The 19,500-nt window shown below is 71.5% G+C and carries 14 protein-coding genes; 6 read left to right on the top strand and 8 right to left on the bottom strand.

What is annotated here, in order from left to right; genetic code table 11:
* Positions 1 to 70: 70 nt before the first annotated feature.
* Positions 71 to 1,165: a peptide chain release factor 1 gene (prfA, locus tag ACESMR_RS00205; RefSeq protein ID WP_373044035.1), complete on the top strand. Its 1,095-nt coding sequence runs from the start codon at positions 71 to 73 to the stop codon at positions 1,163 to 1,165.
* 88 nt (positions 1,166 to 1,253) lie between these two features.
* On the top strand, positions 1,254 to 2,108 hold the full coding sequence (gene prmC, locus ACESMR_RS00200) for a peptide chain release factor N(5)-glutamine methyltransferase (RefSeq protein ID WP_373044033.1): 855 nt from the start codon (positions 1,254 to 1,256) through the stop codon (positions 2,106 to 2,108).
* Here the strand turns inward: prmC and ACESMR_RS00195 are convergent.
* Positions 2,105 to 2,911: a transposase gene (locus tag ACESMR_RS00195; RefSeq protein WP_373044032.1), complete on the bottom strand. Its 807-nt coding sequence runs from the start codon at positions 2,909 to 2,911 to the stop codon at positions 2,105 to 2,107. The genes prmC and ACESMR_RS00195 overlap by 4 nt on opposite strands.
* A gap of 274 nt (positions 2,912 to 3,185) precedes the next feature.
* Between ACESMR_RS00195 and murA the strand changes: the two genes are divergently transcribed.
* The 4 genes from murA to ACESMR_RS00175 all read left to right on the top strand — a co-directional run bounded on the left by murA (position 3,186) and on the right by ACESMR_RS00175 (position 7,412).
* Positions 3,186 to 4,472 carry a UDP-N-acetylglucosamine 1-carboxyvinyltransferase gene (gene murA / locus ACESMR_RS00190; RefSeq protein ID WP_373044030.1) on the top strand — a complete coding sequence of 429 codons (1,287 nt, stop codon included), beginning with the start codon at positions 3,186 to 3,188 and terminating at the stop codon, positions 4,470 to 4,472.
* Positions 4,469 to 4,618 (top strand): hypothetical protein, encoded by a 150-nt coding sequence (locus tag ACESMR_RS00185; protein WP_373044029.1) that lies wholly within the window; start codon positions 4,469 to 4,471, stop codon positions 4,616 to 4,618. The genes murA and ACESMR_RS00185 overlap by 4 nt, the downstream gene beginning before the upstream one ends.
* A 93-nt stretch (positions 4,619 to 4,711) precedes the next feature.
* Positions 4,712 to 5,080, top strand: coding sequence for a zf-TFIIB domain-containing protein (locus ACESMR_RS00180; RefSeq protein WP_373044027.1), 369 nt, complete (start codon positions 4,712 to 4,714; stop codon positions 5,078 to 5,080).
* Between the two features lie 187 nt (positions 5,081 to 5,267).
* The gene (locus tag ACESMR_RS00175; protein ID WP_373044026.1) at positions 5,268 to 7,412 is read left to right on the top strand and encodes a thrombospondin type 3 repeat-containing protein; all 2,145 of its coding nucleotides are present in this window, start codon (positions 5,268 to 5,270) and stop codon (positions 7,410 to 7,412) included.
* Between the two features lie 88 nt (positions 7,413 to 7,500).
* Here ACESMR_RS00175 and ACESMR_RS00170 read toward each other — a convergent pair whose 3' ends face one another.
* The 7 genes from ACESMR_RS00170 to ACESMR_RS00140 form a co-directional block, all read right to left on the bottom strand.
* Positions 7,501 to 10,662, bottom strand: coding sequence for an efflux RND transporter permease subunit (locus ACESMR_RS00170; protein WP_373044024.1), 3,162 nt, complete (start codon positions 10,660 to 10,662; stop codon positions 7,501 to 7,503).
* An 11-nt stretch (positions 10,663 to 10,673) separates the two neighbouring features.
* On the bottom strand, positions 10,674 to 11,840 hold the full coding sequence (locus ACESMR_RS00165; protein ID WP_373044023.1) for an efflux RND transporter periplasmic adaptor subunit: 1,167 nt from the start codon (positions 11,838 to 11,840) through the stop codon (positions 10,674 to 10,676).
* The gene (locus ACESMR_RS00160; protein ID WP_373044021.1) at positions 11,841 to 13,217 is read right to left on the bottom strand and encodes an efflux transporter outer membrane subunit; all 1,377 of its coding nucleotides are present in this window, start codon (positions 13,215 to 13,217) and stop codon (positions 11,841 to 11,843) included.
* A gap of 170 nt (positions 13,218 to 13,387) precedes the next feature.
* On the bottom strand, positions 13,388 to 14,605 hold the full coding sequence (locus tag ACESMR_RS00155; protein WP_373044020.1) for a TolC family protein: 1,218 nt from the start codon (positions 14,603 to 14,605) through the stop codon (positions 13,388 to 13,390).
* Positions 14,602 to 17,691 carry an efflux RND transporter permease subunit gene (locus ACESMR_RS00150; RefSeq protein WP_373044018.1) on the bottom strand — a complete coding sequence of 1,030 codons (3,090 nt, stop codon included), beginning with the start codon at positions 17,689 to 17,691 and terminating at the stop codon, positions 14,602 to 14,604. The genes ACESMR_RS00155 and ACESMR_RS00150 overlap by 4 nt, the downstream gene beginning before the upstream one ends.
* A complete protein-coding gene (locus ACESMR_RS00145) occupies positions 17,691 to 19,160 on the bottom strand; it encodes an efflux RND transporter periplasmic adaptor subunit (RefSeq protein ID WP_373044017.1) in 1,470 nt (489 codons plus the stop codon). Before ACESMR_RS00145 ends, ACESMR_RS00150 begins: the two co-directional genes overlap by 1 nt.
* Positions 19,160 to 19,417 carry a hypothetical protein gene (locus tag ACESMR_RS00140; protein ID WP_373044015.1) on the bottom strand — a complete coding sequence of 86 codons (258 nt, stop codon included), beginning with the start codon at positions 19,415 to 19,417 and terminating at the stop codon, positions 19,160 to 19,162. Before ACESMR_RS00140 ends, ACESMR_RS00145 begins: the two co-directional genes overlap by 1 nt.
* Positions 19,418 to 19,500: the final 83 nt, after the last annotated feature.

Raw genomic sequence — 19,500 nt, 5'->3', positions numbered from 1 at the left:
GCCCCAAAGTGCGCCGATTCCGGCGGCCGGGGCGGATTGCCCTGCTTTCCCCGGGGGTTGGAAGGCGACGATGAACAGCAAGCTGCACGAACTCGAGCGCCGGTACGAGCGCCTCACCATCGAGCTTTCCGATCCGGACGTCCTCTCCAATGCGGACAAATTCCGCAAGCTGGCGAAGGAGCGGGCGGGCCTCGAGGCGATCGTCAACTGCTACCGGGAGTTCCGCTCGGTGGTGGAGCAGATCGAGGGGAACGAGGCGCTTCTCGAGGAGAACGACGCCGAGATCCGCGCCATGGCCAAGGAGGAGCTGCCCGGCCTGCGCGCGAGGCGCGACGAGCTCGAGCAGCAGCTGAAGATCCTCCTGCTCCCCAAGGATCCCGCCGACGACAAGAACGTCATCCTCGAGATCCGCCAGGGCGTGGGCGGCGACGAGGCGGGGCTCTTCGCCGCGGACCTGCTGCGCATGTACCTGCGCTTCGCCGAGCGCATGGGCTGGAAGACCGACCTGCTCAGCCAGTCGGACTCCGGCGGCGGTGGCATCAAGGAGGCGCAGGTCCAGATCCAGCAGGACGGCGCCTACTCGTGGATGAAGTACGAGGCGGGCGTGCACCGCGTGCAGCGCGTTCCGGCCACCGAGGCGCAGGGCCGCATCCACACCTCCACCGCCACGGTGGCGGTGCTGCCCGAGGCGGACGAGGTCGACGTCAAGCTCACCGAGAACGACTACCGCAAGGACGTGATGCGCGCAGGCGGCCCCGGCGGCCAGAGCGTGAACACCACCGACTCGGCGGTGCGGCTGACGCATCATGCGACCGGCATCATGGTCGTCTGCCAGGACGAGAAGTCGCAGATCAAGAACTACGCGAAGGCGCTCAAGATCCTGCGGGCGCGGCTCTACGAGATGGAGCTCGAGAAGCAGCGCGCCGAGCGCGACGCCTCGCGCCTCGGCATGGTCGGCTCGGGCGATCGCTCCGAGAAGATCCGCACCTACAACTTCCCCCAGGACCGGCTCACCGACCACCGCATCGGTCTCACCATCCACAACCTGGACGCGGTGATGGACGGCGACATCGAGAGCCTGATCACCGCCTGCCGCAACCACTTCATGGCGGAGCAGCTCCAGCGTGAGAGCGCGCGCGAGAGCGGCAAGGTGAGCAACGGCTGACGCGCACCCCGAGCGTCCTCGCGGGCACAAGCGCCTTGCCCTCGCCCGTGCCGCGAGGGCATATCGCCTCGGCGAGGGAGGCTCCGACGTGTCCGACAACTGGACGGTGCGCAAGGCCACGGCCTGGACCACCGACTACCTCAAGCAGAAGGGCGTCGACGCGCCGCGAACTGACGCCGATCTGCTCCTCGCCGACGCCCTCGGCGTCGACCGGGTGCGGCTGATCATCGACTCGGACAAGCCGCTCACGAAGGACGAGCTCGCCTCCTACCGCAAGCGCATCGAGCGCCGCGCCAACGGCGAGCCGCTGGCCTACATCCTGGGCAAGCGCGAATTCTACGGCCGCGAATTCCTCGTCGACCCACGCGTGCTCATCCCGCGCCCCGAGACCGAAGGGCTCGTCGAGATCGTCCTGCGCGACCTGCCGCCGGAGGGCGAGGTGCGGGTGCTCGACCTCTGCGCCGGCTCCGGCTGCGTCGGCATCACCATCGCTCTCGAACGCACCGACGCCCGCGTCGACCTGGTCGAGCTCGACCCGGGCGCCGCCGAGGTGGCCCGCAGCAACGTCGAGAAACACGGCGTCGGCGATCGGGTGCGCGTCCTCGTCGGCGACCTCTTCGCCCCCGTGGCGGGCGAACCGCCCTACGACGGCATCGCCGGCAACCCGCCCTACATCCCCGCGGCGGAGATCCCCACCCTCTCCCGCGAGGTCCAGCGCGAGCCGATGCTCGCCCTCGACGGCGGCCCCGACGGCCTCGACCTGGTGCGCCGCATCGCCGAAGGCGCAGGCCGCCACCTCGTCCCCGGCGGACCGCTGGCCCTCGAGCTCACCATCGAGCAGCCGCCGATCGCAGCGGAGCTCTTCCGCGCCGCCGGCTTCGCCGAGGCCCACGCCGAGCAGGACTTCACGCACCGCGACCGCTACGTCGTCGCCCGCCGCTAGCCGAACGCTCCTGCCGGCGCGCCGAGCATCCACCCCTGCCGCAGCAGCCAACCACGCGGCTGCGCGATCGGCAGGCCGTCGGTGCCGAGCCGCCGCCAGAGCGCGCTCGCCACGCCGAGCAGCTCGGGCCCAACCGCGTACTCGTCGGCCTGATCGGCCACGGTGCGCCCCTGCCGCTGCGCGTGGAGGAAGTGGTTGCGCATCACGTAGCGGATCGCCTGCCACGCCTCGCGCGGCGAGCCGAGCGGGCGCACGTGGTAGCGGTCGGCAAACACGGCTCCCTTCGAAAGCATCAGGCTGTTGAGCGCCTTGGCGAGCCGGATCCCGAGCCCCTGCATCGCCCGCGCGAGCGCCTTCGTTCCATCCGCCTCGACGATCAGGTGGATGTGGTTGCCTTGCACCGAGAACCGGGTGATCCGCGCATCGACGCGGCCCGACGCAGCCGCGAAGGCCCCGAGCATCGGCGCGAACGACCGGTGCGTCCGCAGGTTCCAGACGTGGGGTAGCACCCGCCACGTGGCGTGCACCGCGTGCCGCTCCCCGAGCCGAGGCCGCGTCCGGTGATCGACCCGCCGCATCGGCGCGGTGCGCTTGCGCCCCGCCCCCTTGCGCTCGCCACCCCAGCGCTTCTTCTCCCGCAGCTTCAGCCCGAGCTGCTTGCCCCGCTTCGCGTCCATGCCCCCTCCGAGCACCGACTTGAATGCGCAGATATTCTCACGGCGGGCGATCCGCCAGAAGAGCCCGGACAGGTCATGCATGCGGTGAAATGCTGGGTTTTCCAGCATTCTCGGGCGGCGGTTCAAGGGCCGCGGTGGGTGGGGTACTCGGCGATCCGAGGCCGGGCGGTCCGCCCGAGGGAGGAGGCGGTGCAGGTGGTGCCGGATGGGGGGCGCGGTCTGCCGGCCGCGCCCCGTCGCCTCCCGGACGCGCCCGGCCAGCCTCCGCCCCCGGCACGCCACCGCGCCCGTCCGCACGCCTGCTCGCATGGCCTTTGCAGCGCTCCGCCGATGGGCGTACCCTGCCGCGCTTCGGAATCGTCCGGCGTGCGCCTCGAGGGCACGCGAAGGAGATGCAGGTTTGGATTCGATCGTCGTCAGGGGTGGGAAGCGGCTGCAGGGCACGGTGAAGATCTCGGGCGCCAAGAACGCCGCCCTGCCCATCCTCTGCTCGAGCCTCCTCGCCGAGGGCGTCTCGACCTACCGCAACGTCCCCGAGCTCGCCGACATCGCCACCACGGGCAAGCTCCTCCGCTCGATGGGGCTCACCTTCGAGCGCGGCGCCGGCGACGAGAGCGACTCGGTGCGGGTCACCGTTCCCCCCGCGGCGGAGCTGGAGCCGATCGCCCCCTACGAGCTGGTGAAGACGATGCGCGCCAGCGTGCTCGTCCTCGGGCCCCTCGTCGCCCGCTACGGCAAGGCGCGCGTCTCCCTCCCCGGCGGCTGCGCCATCGGCGCCCGGCCCATCGATCAGCACCTCAAGGGGCTCGAGGCCCTGGGCGCGACCATCTCCCTCGAGCACGGCTACGTGCAGGCGAGGGCCCCGGCAGGCGGCAGGCTCCAGGGCGGCCGCGTGGTCTTCGACGTGGTCACGGTCACGGGCACCGAGAACCTGCTGATGGCAGCGGCGCTCGCAGACGGCACCACGGTCATCGAGAACGCCGCCCGGGAGCCCGAGGTGGTGCAGCTCGCCGACGTGCTCGTGGCCATGGGCGCGAAGATCACGGGCGCGGGCACCGACCGGATCGAGATCGAGGGCGTCGAGGCGCTCCGCGCCACCGAGCACCGGATCATCGCCGACCGGATCGAGGCGGGGACCTTCCTCGTCGCCGCTGCGATCACGAAGGGCGACGTGGTCCTCGAGGGCTGCGTGGCCTCGCACCTCGGCGCGGTGATCGAGAAGATGCGCCAGGCCGGCGCCCTCATCGAGGAGGTGCCCGGCGGCGTGCGGGTCCGGGGCCCCGAGCGCCTCCGCGCGGTGGACTTCGAGACGGAGCCCTTCCCCGGCTTCCCCACCGACATGCAGGCGCAGCTCATGGTCGCGATGTCGCTGGCCGAGGGCTCGTCGAAGATCACGGAGAGCGTCTTCGAGAACCGCTTCATGCACGTGCTCGAGCTCTCGCGCATGGGCGCGAAGATCGCCATCGACGGCAACGTGGCGGTGGTGCAGGGCGTTTCGCAGCTCTCCGGCGCGCCGGTGATGGCGACCGATCTGCGCGCCTCCGCCTCGCTCATCCTCGCGGGGCTGCAGGCGGACGGTGCCACGACGGTGCAGCGTGTCTACCATCTCGACCGTGGCTACCAGCGCATCGAGGAGAAGCTCCGCGGGCTCGGCGCCGACATCGAGCGGGTCCGGGAGGGCGCGTGATCGCTCCGCTGTTGGCACAGGTCGAGGCGAGCCCGGAGGGTCCCTCCCTCGGCGGCATCCTCGTCGGCGTCCTCGTCCTCGGCCTGCTCGCCTTCGTCGGCGCCCGGATCATCGCCGGCAGGGGTGGGCGGAAACGCGGCCTCTGAACCGTTGCGGGGAATCATTTCCCTGCGCTAGTGTGTTTTGCGCTGATCCCATCCATTTCTTACCAACACCATCCTCTTAGGAGACCGACTTCCATGGATTGCCCCCGCTGCACCGTCGAGATGAACCTGCTCGAAGGAGAGGACATCTCGCTGCAGCGCTGTGCCGACTGCGGCGGCGTTTGGATCGACCCTGCCGATCTGAACCCCATTCTGCTCCGTGCCACCCTCCCCGTCCTCGATCGCATTGGCGGCAAGATGAACCTCGAAGAGGTTGCCCAGTCCTGCTCCGAGTGCCAGGTCGAGATGACGGTGGTCGAGGGCAACGACAAGTCGGGCCTGCGCTACGAAGCCTGTGAAGGTTGCGGTGGCATCTGGCTCGAAGTCGAAGGTCGCGAAGACGCCGAGGACCTGCCCCGGGTCGAAGAGGCGCTCGTGAACCACTTCCGCGAGTTCAAGGGCTGATCGCGCCGGGGCGGTTCGAAGATCCGAACCGCCTCCCGCTAAGTCCTTGATCTGGCAGGCCTCCCCGTCCCGGGGGAGGCCTCCCCTCCCTCCTTCGTCTCGCTCGGTTTGCGGACGGGCAGCGGCACCGGCTAGCATGCCGCGCCGTTGCCGGCGTTCCCCACCGGCCGAAGGAGGCAACACCCTCATGCGCGTTGTCCGCGCGTCCGCGCTGCTGTCCGGCCTGCTGGCCCTGCCTGCCGCCGCCGCCCCCGCCGCCACCATCCCCGATCTCAGCGGATTCCCGATCCGCGAACCGCGCAAGCTCACCGTCGAGGAACTGCGGCCGGGCCTCGAGAAGGCGGAAGGCAACATCGCCCCGCGGGTGCTGCGCCTCGACAACATCCCGCCGGACCTGCGCGTCGTCGACGAGGTCGCGCTCCTCGAGCTGGAGAGCTGCGAGACCGAGCCCGACGGCAGCGGCACCGAGCTGCCGACCTGCGCCGTCTACCACGCGACCGATTACCAGGGGACCGCCTTCTACGACTACACGTGGTCGCTGACGGTCCTCGGCGAGAAGCTGGTCGGCACCCTCGGCGACGACATCAACACCTTCCTGCTCTTCAACCAGTTCCCGACCATGGACTTCGGCGGCGGCTTCTACCTGCCGGTCTACAGCGAGGTCGACGGGATCGGCACCAGGGGCAACGACCTCCGCAGCTACTTCGGCGCCAGCCCGGACGGCGCGCTGCGCGGCATCGTCTCGATGAACCTCTGGTGGAGCTGCGACTGGGGCGGCTGGTTCCAGGACGGCTGCGCCGACGAGGCGCCCTTCGCCACCACCTTCCGCTCGCTCCACGGCGTGATCGGGCAGGAGGTCGGCCACGAGTGGGGCGCGAACCTGCGCTACATGAACGAATTCGACCGCGGCAGCGTCGAGTGGCTCGGTCGCGATCGCTCGCATTGGAGCTACTGGACCAACAGCGGCGGCTCTCCCCTCGAAGGCAACCACTGGGTGGACGAGGGCCAGGTCGCGGGCAAGGAGGAGGGCATCCACGCCTTCAGCCTCGTCCACACGCCCTACACCAAGTTCTCCGACTACGACCTCTACGCGATGGGCGTGATGACGCGGGACGAGGTGCAGCCCACCTTCTTCATCCGTCCCACCAACTGCACCGGCTCGCGGTGCGAAGCCGCCACCCCGCCGGAGACCGGTCCGAAGAAGATCGAGGGGCACCGCGTCGACGTGGACATCGACAAGGTGATCGCAGCGATGGGCGCGGAGCGCTCCCCCGCCTTCACCGACGCACCGCGCTTCACCCGGCAGCTCTTCGTCTTCACGCGGATCACCGGCGATGCCGACCCGGCGATCACCGACTTCGCCCTGGAGAAGATGGGCCGGATCCGCCGCTTCTGGAACGAGTACTTCTACGAGGCGAGCAAGACCCGGATGCGCGCGATCACCACGCTCTCCGGCCGCGACGACTACCCGCGCTTCGAGTTCACCATCTCCGACGAGGGCTGGATCTCCACCGGGGAGAACGCCGCCGCCTCGGTGGACGGCACGCTGCAGGTGAGCGCCGACGCGGCGGGCGTCGCGGGCCTCCGCCACGGCAACGTGCAGATCGCCGCGGACGAATACGCGAGCGTCTTCCTCCGCGTGGCCCTGCCCGCCTCGGCCGCCGGCAAGAAGGTGCGCCTCGTCTTCGGCAGCATCGACGGCACGCTCCAGGAGGCGAACGCCGTCGAGATCACCCCGATGGCCGACGGCACCGCCCGGGGCTACGGCGCCGATCTCTCCGGCAACCCCGGCTGGACCGGCACCATCGGCTCGCTGCGGGTGGAGCTCGTCGACGCTGCGGAGGGCGAGACCCTCGCGGTCGACCGCCTCGTCTTCAAGTCGGAGAGCTACACCGACACCGACGGCGACCTCATCGTCGATCCCGAGGACAACTGCCCGAAGGTCGCCAACGAGGATCAGACCGACAGCGACGCGGACGGCAGCGGCGACGTCTGCGACGACGACGACGGCGACGGCGTGGTCACGGTCGACGACAATTGCCCGCTGGTGGCAAATGCCGACCAGGCGGACGCCGACGGCGACGGCATCGGCGACGCCTGCGAGGACACCGACGGCGACGGCGTCTACGACGCGGACGACAACTGCCCGGACGACGCGAACGCCGACCAGGCGGATGCCGACGCCGACGGAACCGGCGACCTCTGCGAGGCGGAGGTGACCGGCCCGAAGAAGAAGAAGAGCGGCGGTGGCTGCGCCAGCGCCGCCGGGCTCCCCTCGGCACTCGGCCTGGCCCTGACCGGTCTCGCCCTGGCACGCCGCCGCCGGAGCTGAAGCGACGAGCCGTCGCACATGAAAAAGGGCCGGATGCCGCGATGGCGTCCGGCCCTTTTCCTTTTGGCGCGGCACGCTGCAGCCGCTTTCAGGCCGCGTCTGCCGCCTCTTCGTCGCCCACCGCTGCCACCTTCGCCTCGTCTTTCGGCGCGAGGCCGATCAAAGCGCGGAAGTCCTCGATCATCAGGTAGAGCCCCGGCACCAGCACGAGGATCACGGCGGTGGCGAAGAGCACGCCGAAGGCGAGGCTGATCGCCATCGGAATGAGGAAGCGCGCCTGCACCGAGGTCTCGAGGACCATCGGGGCGAGGCCGACGAAGGTGGTGAGCGAGGTGAGCAGCACCGGGCGCAGGCGCCGCTCGCCCGCCCAGCGGATCGCATCCACCGCTTCCATGCCCTTCGCCCGGGCGCCGTTGGCTGCGTCGATCAAGACCAGCGAGTCGTTCACCACCACGCCGGCCAGCGCGATCATGCCCATCATCGACATCAGGCTGAGGCCGTAGCCGAGGAGCACGTGGCCGCCGATCGCCCCAACGAAGCCGAAAGGGATCGCGCTCATCACCACGAGCGGCTGCGCGTAGCTGCGGAAGGGGATGGCGAGGAGCACGTAGATGCCGAGGAGCGCGAGGAGGAAGTTGCGCCCCAGCGAGCCGAAGGACTCGGCCTGTTCGCGCTGCTGCCCCACGAGGTCGAGCTCCAGCCCCGGGTACTTCTGCTGCAGCCCCGGAAAGACGTCGGCCCGCAGCGAGGCGAGCACGTCCTGCGCAGATGCGGCGCCGTGGGCGAGCTCCGCCGAGACGTTGACGATGCGCCTGCCGTTCTCGCGCTGGATCGAGGTGGGCGAGCGGCCGCGGTCGAAGCGGGCCACCTGGGAGAGCGGCACCTTGGCGCCGCTCGGCGTGGAGACGAGGAGCCGCTCGAGATCGTGGAGGCTGCGGCGCTGCTCCTCCGGCAGCCGCACCATCACCCGGAGTTCGTTGCGATCGCGCTGCTCGCGGATCGCCTCGGCGCCGAAGAAATGCGAGCGCAGCTGCCGCGCCACGTCGGCGGTGGTCAGCCCGAGGCTCCGGGCCTCCGGGAGGAGCTGGAAGTCGAGCTGGGTCTTGCCCGAGGACCAGCCGTTGAGGACGTCGGTGAGGGTCGGATAACTCCGCAGCGTCTCGGTGAGCTCGGCGCTCACTGCCGCGAGGACGCGGTTGTCCGCGTGGCTGATCTGGACGTTCACCGGCGCCCCCGCGCCAGGACCCATGCCAGCGGAGATCTGCAGGCTCTCGATCCCCGCCATCGGCGGCATCGCCTTCGACCAGCGGCTCGCCACCTCCTGCGACGTGACGTCGCGCGCCTCGCTGGAGACGAGCGCCAGCTCCACCTGCACCAGGTGCGAACCGGTCTCGTTGCCGCTCACCTCGCCGACCCGCGTGAAAAGGCCGCGGACGATCCCGTCGCCGCCGGAGGCCTGCACCGCCTCCTCCGCCGCTTTTTCCAGGGCCTCGCGCACCACCAGGGTGCGCTCGATCGGCGCCCCGTAGGGCAGGCGCGCCGAGGCCACCACCACGTCGCCCTCGAGTCTCGGGAAGAAGGTGAAGGGCACGCGGCCGCCGGCGACGATGCCGAGAGAGATCACGAGGAGCGCGATCCCGAGGGCCAGGGTGAGGTAGCGGTTCCGCACCGCCCAATCGAGCGTGCGCCGGTAGGGATGGGCGGTGAACCACGCCAGGCCGCGGGCCACCGCGTTCTGCACCCGCTCCACCGCCGCCGAGATCCGGCCGCGCTTGTTCGGATCCATGTGCCCGAGGTGGGCGGGGAGGATGAAGAAGGACTCGATGAGCGAGACGAGGAGCACCGTCACCACGACGGCGGGGATGAGGCCGAAGATCTTGCCCATCACGCCGGGCACGAAGAAGAGCGGCGAGAACGCGGCGACGGTGGTGAGGATGGAGAACGTCACCGGGACCGCCATCTCCTTCGCACCGCGGATCGCGGCCTCGAGGGGCTCCATCCCGCCCTGCATCATCTCGAAGACGTTCTCGCCCACGACGATGGCGTCGTCGACCACCATGCCCAGCGTCACGATGAAGGCGAAGAGCGTGATCATGTTGATGCTGATCGTGGTGCCGCCGAGGACGAGCAGCGCGCCGAGGAAGGAGATGGGGATCCCCAGCGCCACCCAGAAGGCGAGGCGCAGGCGGAGGAAGAGCGCCAGCACCACGAAGACGAGGACGAGGCCGAATTGCGCGTTCCTCATCAGCAGGTCGATGCGCTGGGTGAGCATCTCCGAATCGTCGTCCCAGATCTGGACGCTGATGTTCGCGGGCAGCTCGGCCCGGAGCTCGTCCGCGTAGGCGTGCACCGCCTCGGAGACCCCGGCAGGCGTCTCGTCGCCGACGCGGTAGGCGGTGAGCCGCACCGCCCGCTTCCCGTCGTAGTAGGTCGCCTGGTCGGTCTCCGCGTAGCCGTCGACGATGGTGGCAATGTCCCCGAGCCGGACGTCCGCGCCCCCGGCGGTGCTGCGCACCACGATCGAGGCGAACTCGGAGACGCTGCGCTTGCGGTCGGAGACGCGCAGGAGCACCTCGCCCGCCTCCGTCTTGATCCCGCCGCTCGGCACCTCGACCGAGGCGGCGCCCACCTGGCGCGCGACCTCCTCGAGGGAGAGGCCGTAGGCCTCGAGGGTCTCCTGCCGGATGCCGATGCTCACCTCGAGGGCGCGGACGCCGACGAGATCGACCTGGGTGATCGCGGGCGAGGCGAGGAGCTCCGCCCGGGCCTTCTCGCCGATGGCGTGGAGGGTGGCCTCGCTCTGCTCGCCGGCGATGACGAGATCGACCACCGGGCGCCGCCGGCTCACCAGCGAGACGGTGGGCCGCTCCGCCTCCTCGGGGAAGGAGGAGATCCGGTCGACCGCGCTCTTCACGTCGGCGGTGACCTTGTCCGGATCGGCGCCGAGAAGCATCTCCACCGTCACCGCCCCCATGCTCTCGGCGGAGGTGGAGCGGACGTATTTCACGCCGTCGAGGCCGCGGACCGCCTCCTCGACCGCGAGCACGATCCCCTGCTCCACCTCGGCGGGGCTGGCGCCCGGGTAGGGCACCTGGATCGTGACCATGTCGAGCTCGAACTCGGGGAAGATCTCCTGCTTCAGGGAGAGAAGCGCGAAGACGCCGCCGACGAGGAGCGCGACCATGAGGAGGTTGGAGGCGACGGGATTCCGCGCCATCCAGGCGATCGGGCCGCTGCGCGTGTCGATCATTTCAAACTACCTCAGCGCGCCACGGTGGTGGTCTTGGTGGTCACCGGCATGCCCTCGATCGGCAGCGAGAGCGGGCTCACCACCACGCGCTCGCCGGCCTCGAGGCCACCGGTCACCACCACGTCGTTCTCGGCGCGCCAGGCGATCCGCACCGTGCGGCGCACCAGCTTGTTCTCGTCGCTCACCACCCAGACCTTGTCGCCGTCGGAGATCGAGGTGCGCGGCAGGGCGATCGCCTGCTCCACCACCCTGCCGGTGAAGGCGACCTCGACGAAGGAGCCGACCAGCAGCGGCAGCTGCCCGTCCTTCACGCCCAGGGGATCGTCGATGCCCACCAGCAGCTTCGCGGTCCGGGTCTGGGGATCGAGCTCCGGCTGGAGCTGGAGAATCGCACCCGTGCGCTCCGCCGGGGCCGAGACGCCGAGCTGCTGGCGGACGGTTGCGGGTGAACCCTCGTCGCCATTGAAGCCGGGGATCTGGAGGACCGAGAGCTGCTCGAGGGGAACCGAGACCTCCACCCAGAAGCGGTCGGTGCCCACCAGCGTCGCGATCTGCGTCCCGGGCGAGACCACCCGCCCCTCCTCCGCGCTCTCCTCCACCACCATCGCGTTGAAGGGCGCGCGGATCTCGGTGCGCTCCAGGGCGATGCGCGCCCGCTGCAGCGCCGAGCGTGCCGCCTCCACCGCCTGCTTCGCTGCGGCGAGGTGGGGCTTGCGCAGGGCGAGGGCCGCCTGCTCCGGCGACTTCGTCTTGCCCAGCATCTCCCACTCGCGGGCGGCGATGTCGACGCGGCCCTGCTCGAGCTCGAGCTCCAGCTCGGCCCTGCGCAACGCGTCCTGCTGCTGGGCGATGGCGAGGCGGTAGTCGCGGGGGTCGATCCGGGCGAGGACGTCGCCCTTCTTCACCCTGCCGCCAGGCACCAGCGCCGGGGCGACGTGCACGATGCGGCCGGAGAGCTCCGGCGCGAGGATCACGCGCTGCGCCGCCTGGACGTTGCCGCGGGCCGCCACTTGAATCGGCCGGGGCGAGGGCCGGGCCTCCACCACGTCGACCGGCGGCGCGATCGGCGCGGGCCGCTCGCGGGAGGCGGCGGGCTTCGTCTTGATCAGCACCACCGCGAAGACGACGCCGACGGCGACGACCAGGATCGGCAGGAGGATCCGAAGGGGCTTCTTCACTCACGACTCCTCGGGCACGAGCCCGATCGTCCAGGCGCCACCGAGCGACGCGTAGAGCTCGACGTAGACGCCGAGCAGGTTGCGCCGCGCCTGCACCAGCTGGAGCTGCGCCTGCTGCCAGGCGTTGTTGGCGGTGAGGACCGCCAGGTAATTGCCGAGGCCGGCGAGGTAGCGGGCCTCCGCCTCTTCGTAGGCGAGACGACCGACCTCGACCTGCGTCGTCGCCGCCTCGACCACCGCGCGCTGTTCGCCGATCCGGAGCCACGCCGACTCGACCTCCTGCAGCGCCACCAGCGCCAGCTGCCGGTACTCCGCCGCCGCTGCTTCCTCGGCGGCGCGGTTCGCCCGGATGTTGGCCAGGTTGGCGCCGCCGGCGAAGAGCGGAACGCTCAGGACGCCCGCCGCACTCCAGACCGCATCGGTTTGCGTCTCGTCGGCGATGCGGGTCGAGAGCCAGCCTGCCTGCCCGTTCACGAAGAGCGAGGGGAAGAGATCGCGCACCGCCACGCTCGAGCGGAGATCCGCGGCGTCGACCCGGGCAAGCGCCGCGCGCAGATCCGGCCGCGCCTCCACCAGCTCCACCGGGACCCCTTCCGCCGGCAGCGGCGGCGGCTCGGGCAGCACGGCGGGCACCGCCGCCAGCGTCCCCGGCTCGCTGCCGGTGAGCACCGCCAGCTGGAGGGCGAGGGTGCGGGCGAGCTGCCGGCTCTGCGGCAGCAGGGTCGCGTTGGAGGCGACCTGCTGGCGCTGCTGGAGCACCTCCTGCGCGGTGGCGGCGGCGGATTCGAAGCGCAGCTCCATCAGCTCGAGGAGCTTGCGGTTGATCTCCAGCTGCGCGTCGAGGACCTCCACCTGCTGCTCCGCCTCGATGAGGGCGAAGTAGGTGTCGGCGACCCGGGTGGCCACCGAGAGGGCGAGGGCGTCGCGGTTCCCGCGGGCCGCGTCCCTGTCGTATTTGCTCGCCTGCCAGGCGGTGGTGTTGCGGCCGACGATGTCGATCTGCCAGTCGGCCTCGAGGCCGGCCTGCGCCCTGGTGACGAGCTCGTCGGCGCCCGCGCCGGGGATGGCGGAGCCGAGCGGCTGCACGTTGGCGGAGACCACGCCGTTCACGCTGGGCAGGAGGCGCGCGAAGCTCTGGTCGGCGAGGGCGTCGGCCTGGCGCACCCGGTACCAGCCCGCGCGCACGTCGCCGTTCTTCGCGAGGGCGGCGCGGACGAGCTCCGCCAGGGCCTCGTCCCCGAAGATCTGCCAGAAGGGCAGGCGGGCCGCGTCGGCGGGCCGGAGCCGAGCCTCAGCCGCAGGCCGGGTCGCGCCCGCCTGCGCCACCGCGGCGCCGGGCAACGCGAGGAGGAGCGCGGCGAGTCGGATCGATCTCATCGGTACGTCTCCGGCAGGCCCCGGTCGTCGGGCGGCGGCCCGTGGACCTGTGGGACTTGCGGCCCCACTCCATGGCGGCGGGCCGCTTGCTTGTCAAACGAACAGCAGGGATGCGTCATCCCATGCCGGCGTTTCGGCGGCCTTTGCCCTTCGTGAAGAAGTGTGAAGCGCTACCGCGGCGCAGCCCGCCCGATCGCCCGGTCGTAGGCTGCCTGCGCCAGCGCCAGCTCCTCCAGCGTGTCGATCCAGGCCAGCCGCCCCTCGATCGCCTCCCGGCGCGCGATGAGGTAGCCCACGTAGTCGACGTCGCCGTTGCGGAACGCCTCCGTCACCAGCGCCACGTTCTCGTCGAGCGCCTCGAGGACCTGCGCCTCCCAGGCCGCAGCGGCGACCCCAGCGGCCTCGAGCCTGGCTGCAGCAGCGCGCATCTCGGCGTCGACCGTGCGCTCCGTCGTGGTGAGCGCGGCGCGGGCCCTGGCGAGCTCGGTTCGCGCCTCCGCCCGCGCCGCGTCGTTGCGGTCGAAGAGCGGGAGCGGGATGGAGACGGTGGCGAAGTAGCGATCGGTATCGAGCTCCCGCTCGAAGAAGCCGCCCACGACGAGATCGGGGACTGCTGCTGCGGCGGCAAGCTCCTTCTGCGCCTCGGCCTCGCGCCGCGCCACGTGGGCGGCAGCGAGATCCGGCCTGCTGCCCTGTTCCGCGGCGAGCAGGCGTTCGGGCTGCGCCTCTACCGGGAAGCTGGCGCGAACCAGCTCGCCTTCTGGGAGGACGTTCGCCTCGGCGGTTGGCCCGAGGAGCGCGCGGAAGGCGGCGAGCGCCTGGTCGAGCTCCACCACGGCCGTCGCCAGCTCCCGCGCTGCCCGTCCCCGCTCGACCAGCGCGGCGTTTCGGGTGATCCGCGCGCCCTTTCCCGCCTCGTAGCGCTGCTCCGCCGCCTCCGCTCCCAGCCCGGCGAGATCCGCCGACTGCTCGGCGACGCGCTTGCGCTCCCGGGCGGCGAGCACCCGGGCAAAGGCGCTGCGAACCTCCGCGGCGAGCACGTTGCGCCGGGCCTCGCGCAGCAGCCGGGCCCGGTCCGCCGCAGCCATCGCTGCGTCGCGCCGCGCCCCCTGCTGCCCCGCGAGCTCGAGGGGCTGCTCGAGCGCCACCGCGTATTCGAAGCCGCTGTCGGTCTCGCCCACGGCGGCGCCCCCCTCGAGGATCAGCACGGGGTTTCGCGCGAGGAGCCGCTCCGCGGCGTTCCGGGCCTGCCCTGCGGCAGCCGCTTCCTCGTCGAGCGCGCGCAGCTCCGGATCGTTGCGGAGCGCGGTCTCGATCGCCTCGCGCAGTTCGATAGCCTGTGCAGCGCCGGGCAGGAGCAGGAGCGCGGGGAGCAGGAGCGCCTTCATGCAGCACCTCCGAGGGCCGAGGGATCGGGTGCGGCCTTCGGCGCGAAGAGCACCGAGAGCGCAGGCAATACCACGAGGGTGAGCAGCGTGGCCGAGAGGATGCCGCCGATGACCACGGTAGCCAACGGTCGCTGCACCTCGGCGCCGATCCCCTGGCTCGTGGCCATGGGGAGGAAGCCGAGGATCGCCACCGCCGAGGTGATCAACACCGGGCGCAGGCGCGAGAGCGCCGCCTCGCGGATCGCGTCGTGGGCCTCGTGCCCCTCGCGGAGCAGCTGCCGCATCCGGGAGACGAGGACCATGTCGTCGAGGACCGCGACGCCCGAGAGGATGACGAAGCCCACCGCCGCGGCGATGGAGATCGGCAGGCCGCGGGCCCAGAGCGCGGCGATGCCGCCGACCCAGGCGAAGGGGACGCCGCTGAAGATGCGGACGCAGTCGACCCAGCGCCGGTAGGTGAGCCAGAGGAGCGAGGCGATCAGGGCGAGGGCCAGCGGCACCACGGTGAGGAGCCTGCTGCGCGCCCGCTCGAGATGCGCGAACTGGCCGGCGAAGCGGACCCAGCTGCCGGCGGGAAGATCGATCCCGCCGTCGATGCGGCGCCGCACCTCGGCGACGAAGGAGCCCAGGTCCCTGCCGCGGAGGTTGACGTCCACCACCACGCGGCGCTTGCCGAAGGAGCGCTGCACCGTGCTCGGTCCGGTGGTGGTCCGGAGCCGCGTGAGCTGCGAGAGCGGCACCCGCTCCCCACCCGGCGCCGCCACCAGCACCTCGCCGAGGCGCTCGGGCGCGGAGCGCCAGGGCTCGTCGAGCCGCACCGCCACCGGAAAGCGGCGCTCGCCCTCGATGATCTCGCCCGCCTTGCGGGTGCCCACCGCGGCGACCACGTCGAGGATCTCGGCGGCGGGGATGCCGAAGCGCGCAGCCGCCGCCCGATCCACCGCCACCTCCACCACCGGCTGGCCGGTGCGCTGCTCCACCGACACGTCGGCGGCGCCGTCCACCGTGCGGAGCAGGGCCTCGATCTCCCGGGCCTTTGCCGCGACGAGATCGAGGTCGTCGCCGTAGACCTCGATGGCGAGGTCCGAGCGGGAGCCGGCGATCATCTCGTTGGTGCGCAGCTCGATCGGCTGGAGGAAGGCCATGTTCATGCCGGGCAGATCCGCGAGCTCCGCCTCCATCTCGGCGACCAGCTCGCCTTGCGTCGCCGCCCGCTTCCAGCGGTCGCGGGGCGTGAGCTGCACGAAGACGTCCGAGAGCTCCACGCCCATCGGATCGGTGGCCACCTCCGCCGTACCGGTGCGGGTCCAGACCCGCTCCACCTCGTCCGGAAAGCGCTGCAGCAGCACCGTCTCGATCCGCTGCCCGTAGCGCACCGACTCCTCCAGGGAGATCTCGGCGAGGCGGATGGTGTTGATCACGATCGAGCCCTCCGAGAGCCGCGGCACGAACTCGGTGCCCAGGCTCGGCGCCACCAGCGCCGCTCCCAGCAGCAGGGCGACGGCGCCGCCGACCACCCGGCGCGGGTAGCGGATGGCGAAGTCGACGACGGGCCGGTAGACGCGCAGGAGCCAGCCGAGGAGGCGGGAGCCGTGGCGGGGGCGGGACTTGCCGAGGCCGAAGGAGGCGAGCGCCGGCACCAGCGTCATCGAGAGGAGGATCGAGCCGGCGATCGCCGCCATCACCGTGAGGGCCATGGGGCGGAAGAGCCTGCCCTCCACACCTTCGAGGGCGAGGAGCGGGAGGTAGACCACGAGGATGATCAGCTCGCCGAAGAGCGAGGGCTTGCGCACCTCGACCGTGGCATCGCGGACCACCTCGATCACGCTGCGCCTGCCGCCGTCGAGGGCAAGGCGGCGCTCGGCGTTCTCCACGAGGATCACGCTCGAATCGACGAGGAGCCCGAAGTCGATGGCGCCCAGGGACATCAGGGTCGCTGCGATCCCGAACTGCGCCATCAGGTTGCCGGCGAAGAGGAGCGAGAGCGGGATCGCCGCGGCGACGATCAGCCCCGCCCGGAAGTTGCCGAGGAAGGCGAAGAGCACCGCCACCACGAGGAGCGCGCCCTCGAGGAGATTGCGGCGCACCGTGGCGATCACCTCGTCCACGAGCTCGGTGCGCTCGTAGACCGCCTCCACCGTCACGCCGTCGGGCAGCTGCTTCCGGATCTCGGCGAGGCGCGCGGCGAGGGCCTCGGTCACGTCGTAGGCGTTCTCGCCGAGGCGCGAGAAGGCGAGGCCGAGGACCACCTCCCCCTCGCCGTCGGCGGTGACGGCGCCGCGGCGGAGTTCCCGGCCCACCTCCACCCTGGCGACGTCGCCGACGCGCACCGGCACGCCGCCACGGGCGGCGATGGTCACCTCTGCGAGCGATTCGCCGTCGGGGAGCCTACCGACGCCGAGCACCAGCCTGGCGGCGCCGCCCTTCTCCACCACGCCGCCGCCGACGTTGGTGTTGTTGCGCTCCAGCGCCTCGTAGAGATCGCCGAAGGAGAGGTCGAACTGCTGGAGCCGGCGCGGATCGACCACCACGTGCCACTGCTTCTCGGCGCCGCCCCAGGCGGTCACCTCGGCGACGCCCGGCACCGTGCGCAGCTGCGGCGCGATGACCCAGTCGTGGATCGTGCGCAGCTCCTCGAGGCTCTTGCCGTCCGCTTCGACGAGGTAATGGAAGACTTCGCCGAGGCCGGTGGCCACGGGGCCGAGGGAGGGGCGTGGGATCCCGGCGGGGAGCTCCACCGTGGCGAGGCGCTCGGAGACCTGCTGCCGCGCGAAGTAGACGTCGACGCCCTCCTCGAATTGGAGGGTGATCTGGGCGAAGCCGAACTTCGAGAGGGAGCGGACGTCGGTGACGCCGGGCAGGTTGGTGAGGGCCTGCTCCAGGGCGAAGGTCACCTGGCGCTCCACCTCCACCGGCGAGAGCGTCTCGGCGACGACGTGGACCTGCACCTGCGTCGGCGTGGTGTCGGGGAAGGCGTCCTTCGGCAGCGAGGCGAAGGAGAAGAGGCCGGCGATGGCGACGAGGAGCCACGCACCGATGACCACGCCGCGGTGGCGGAGCGAGAGCTCGATGATGCGGGTGAGCATCACTCCACCTCGCAGCAGCCGGCCCCGATGGCGTCCTTGCGCGTCTCGGTGGAGAGGAGGAAGGCGCCCGTGGTGACCACGCGCTCGCCGCCCTGCAGGCCGGCGCGGACCGCGACCTCGTCGCCGAGGGCGGCGCCGAGCTCCACCGCCACCGGGCGGTAGCTGCCCTCCTGCCCCTCCGCGACGAAGACGATCGCCTTGCCCTCGACCTGCTGCACCGCGCGCTGCGGGATCACCACGGTTGGCGCCGCCTCGCCGACGGCGATCCGGGCGCGGAGGAAGGTGCCGCCCTTGAGGGCGCCTCCAGCAGCGTCGAGGTGGACCCTGGCGGGAACGGTGCGGGTGCGCGGATCGACCGCTGCGCCCACCGCGTCGATCTGCGCGCTGCGGGTGGCGCCGCCGGGGAGCTCGAGGGTGACCGGCTGGCCGACGCGGACGCTGGCGGCGTGGGCCTCGGGGAGATCGAGGCGGGCACGGATCGCCTTCGGGTCGGCGAGGCGGACCAGGACTTCGCCTGCCTCGGCGCTGCGGCCCACGGTGGCGTTGCGCTCGATCAGCGTGCCGGCGAAGGGGGCGCGGAGCACGTAGGTGCCGCCGCTGCTGCCCGCGCTGGCGCCTGCGGCGTCGAGGCCGGCGCGGGCGGTGCGCAAATTGGCCCGCGCTGCTGCGGCCTCGCGTTCGGCTACCTCCACCTCGGCGCGGGCGGCGAGCCCGTTCTCGAAGAGGCGGCGCTCCCGGGCGAGGCGGCTCTCGGCGGTGCTGGCGGCAACCTCGGCGGCGCGGAGCTCGGCGCGGCGGGCGCCGACGCCGGCGGAGGCGAGGGTGACCAGGGGGGCGTTCGCCTCGACCCGGTCGCCGACGTCGGCGTGCACGGAGCGGACGACCGAGGTGTCGAGGGCGGCGAGATCGGCGCTGCGGTTGGGGTCGAATTCGAGGGAGCCCACCACCTCGAGCGAGCGGCCGAAGGCCCGCCGCGCTGCGACCACCGTCTCGATGCCGACCTCGCCCGCCGTGTCGGCGGAGGCGAGGCGCACGCGCATGCCGTCGGGCGGGAAGATGGAGGTGCCCTTGCAGATCGGGCAGGCGGACTCCGGGTAGCCGTGCTCGCGGCAGTAGTCACCGGCCTCGATGTAGCCGGCGACGAGGGAGGGATTGCATTTGGTGCACTTCGACTCGGGGAGGCCGTGCTCCTTGCACCAATCCTTCGGCGCCTCGCTGAAGGTGAGCGCCGGATTGCAGCGGAAGCAGTGGCTCTCCGGGACGCCGTGCTCGTCGCACCAATCGCCCTTCGCCTTGAAGACGGGCGCCATCTCCGGATTGCACTGCGTGCAGATCGCGGCGGGCACCTCGTGTTCGCAGAGCCCCGCAGGAGCGGGGGCCGAGGCGACGTTCGATGCCGGGCTGTCTGGCCCGCCGGAGCAGGCGGAGAACAGCAGGGGCGCGAGTGCGACGAGCAAGGCGCTGCGCATCATTTGATGCCCTTCGCTGCGAGCTCGGGGTTGCAGATCACGCACTGGGACTCGGGGCGCGCGTGCTCGGGGCACCAGTCGTTCTGGGCGCGAAACGCGGCCTCGAGCTTCGGGTTGCAGCGGGCGCAGATGTCCGGCTGCACGCCGTGCTCGCAGGAGGCCGCTGCAGCCGGGGTGGCGGCTGCGGGGGCGGAAGCCTCCGAACAGGCGACGAGCGAGCTGAGGACGACGCAGGCGGAGAGAAGGATCGAACGCATGGACGACTCCGATGCCGACCTGCGCGGCCGGCCGAGAGTTGGGATCGAAAAGGGATGACCCGTCGCAGAGGAGCCCCCGCCGC

Source organism: Vulgatibacter sp., assembly GCF_041687135.1.
Taxonomy (GTDB): Bacteria; Myxococcota; Myxococcia; order Myxococcales; family Vulgatibacteraceae; genus JAWLCN01.
The sequence above is the reverse complement of the archived record's forward strand: the minus strand, read 5'-3'. Positions and strand labels throughout refer to the sequence as shown.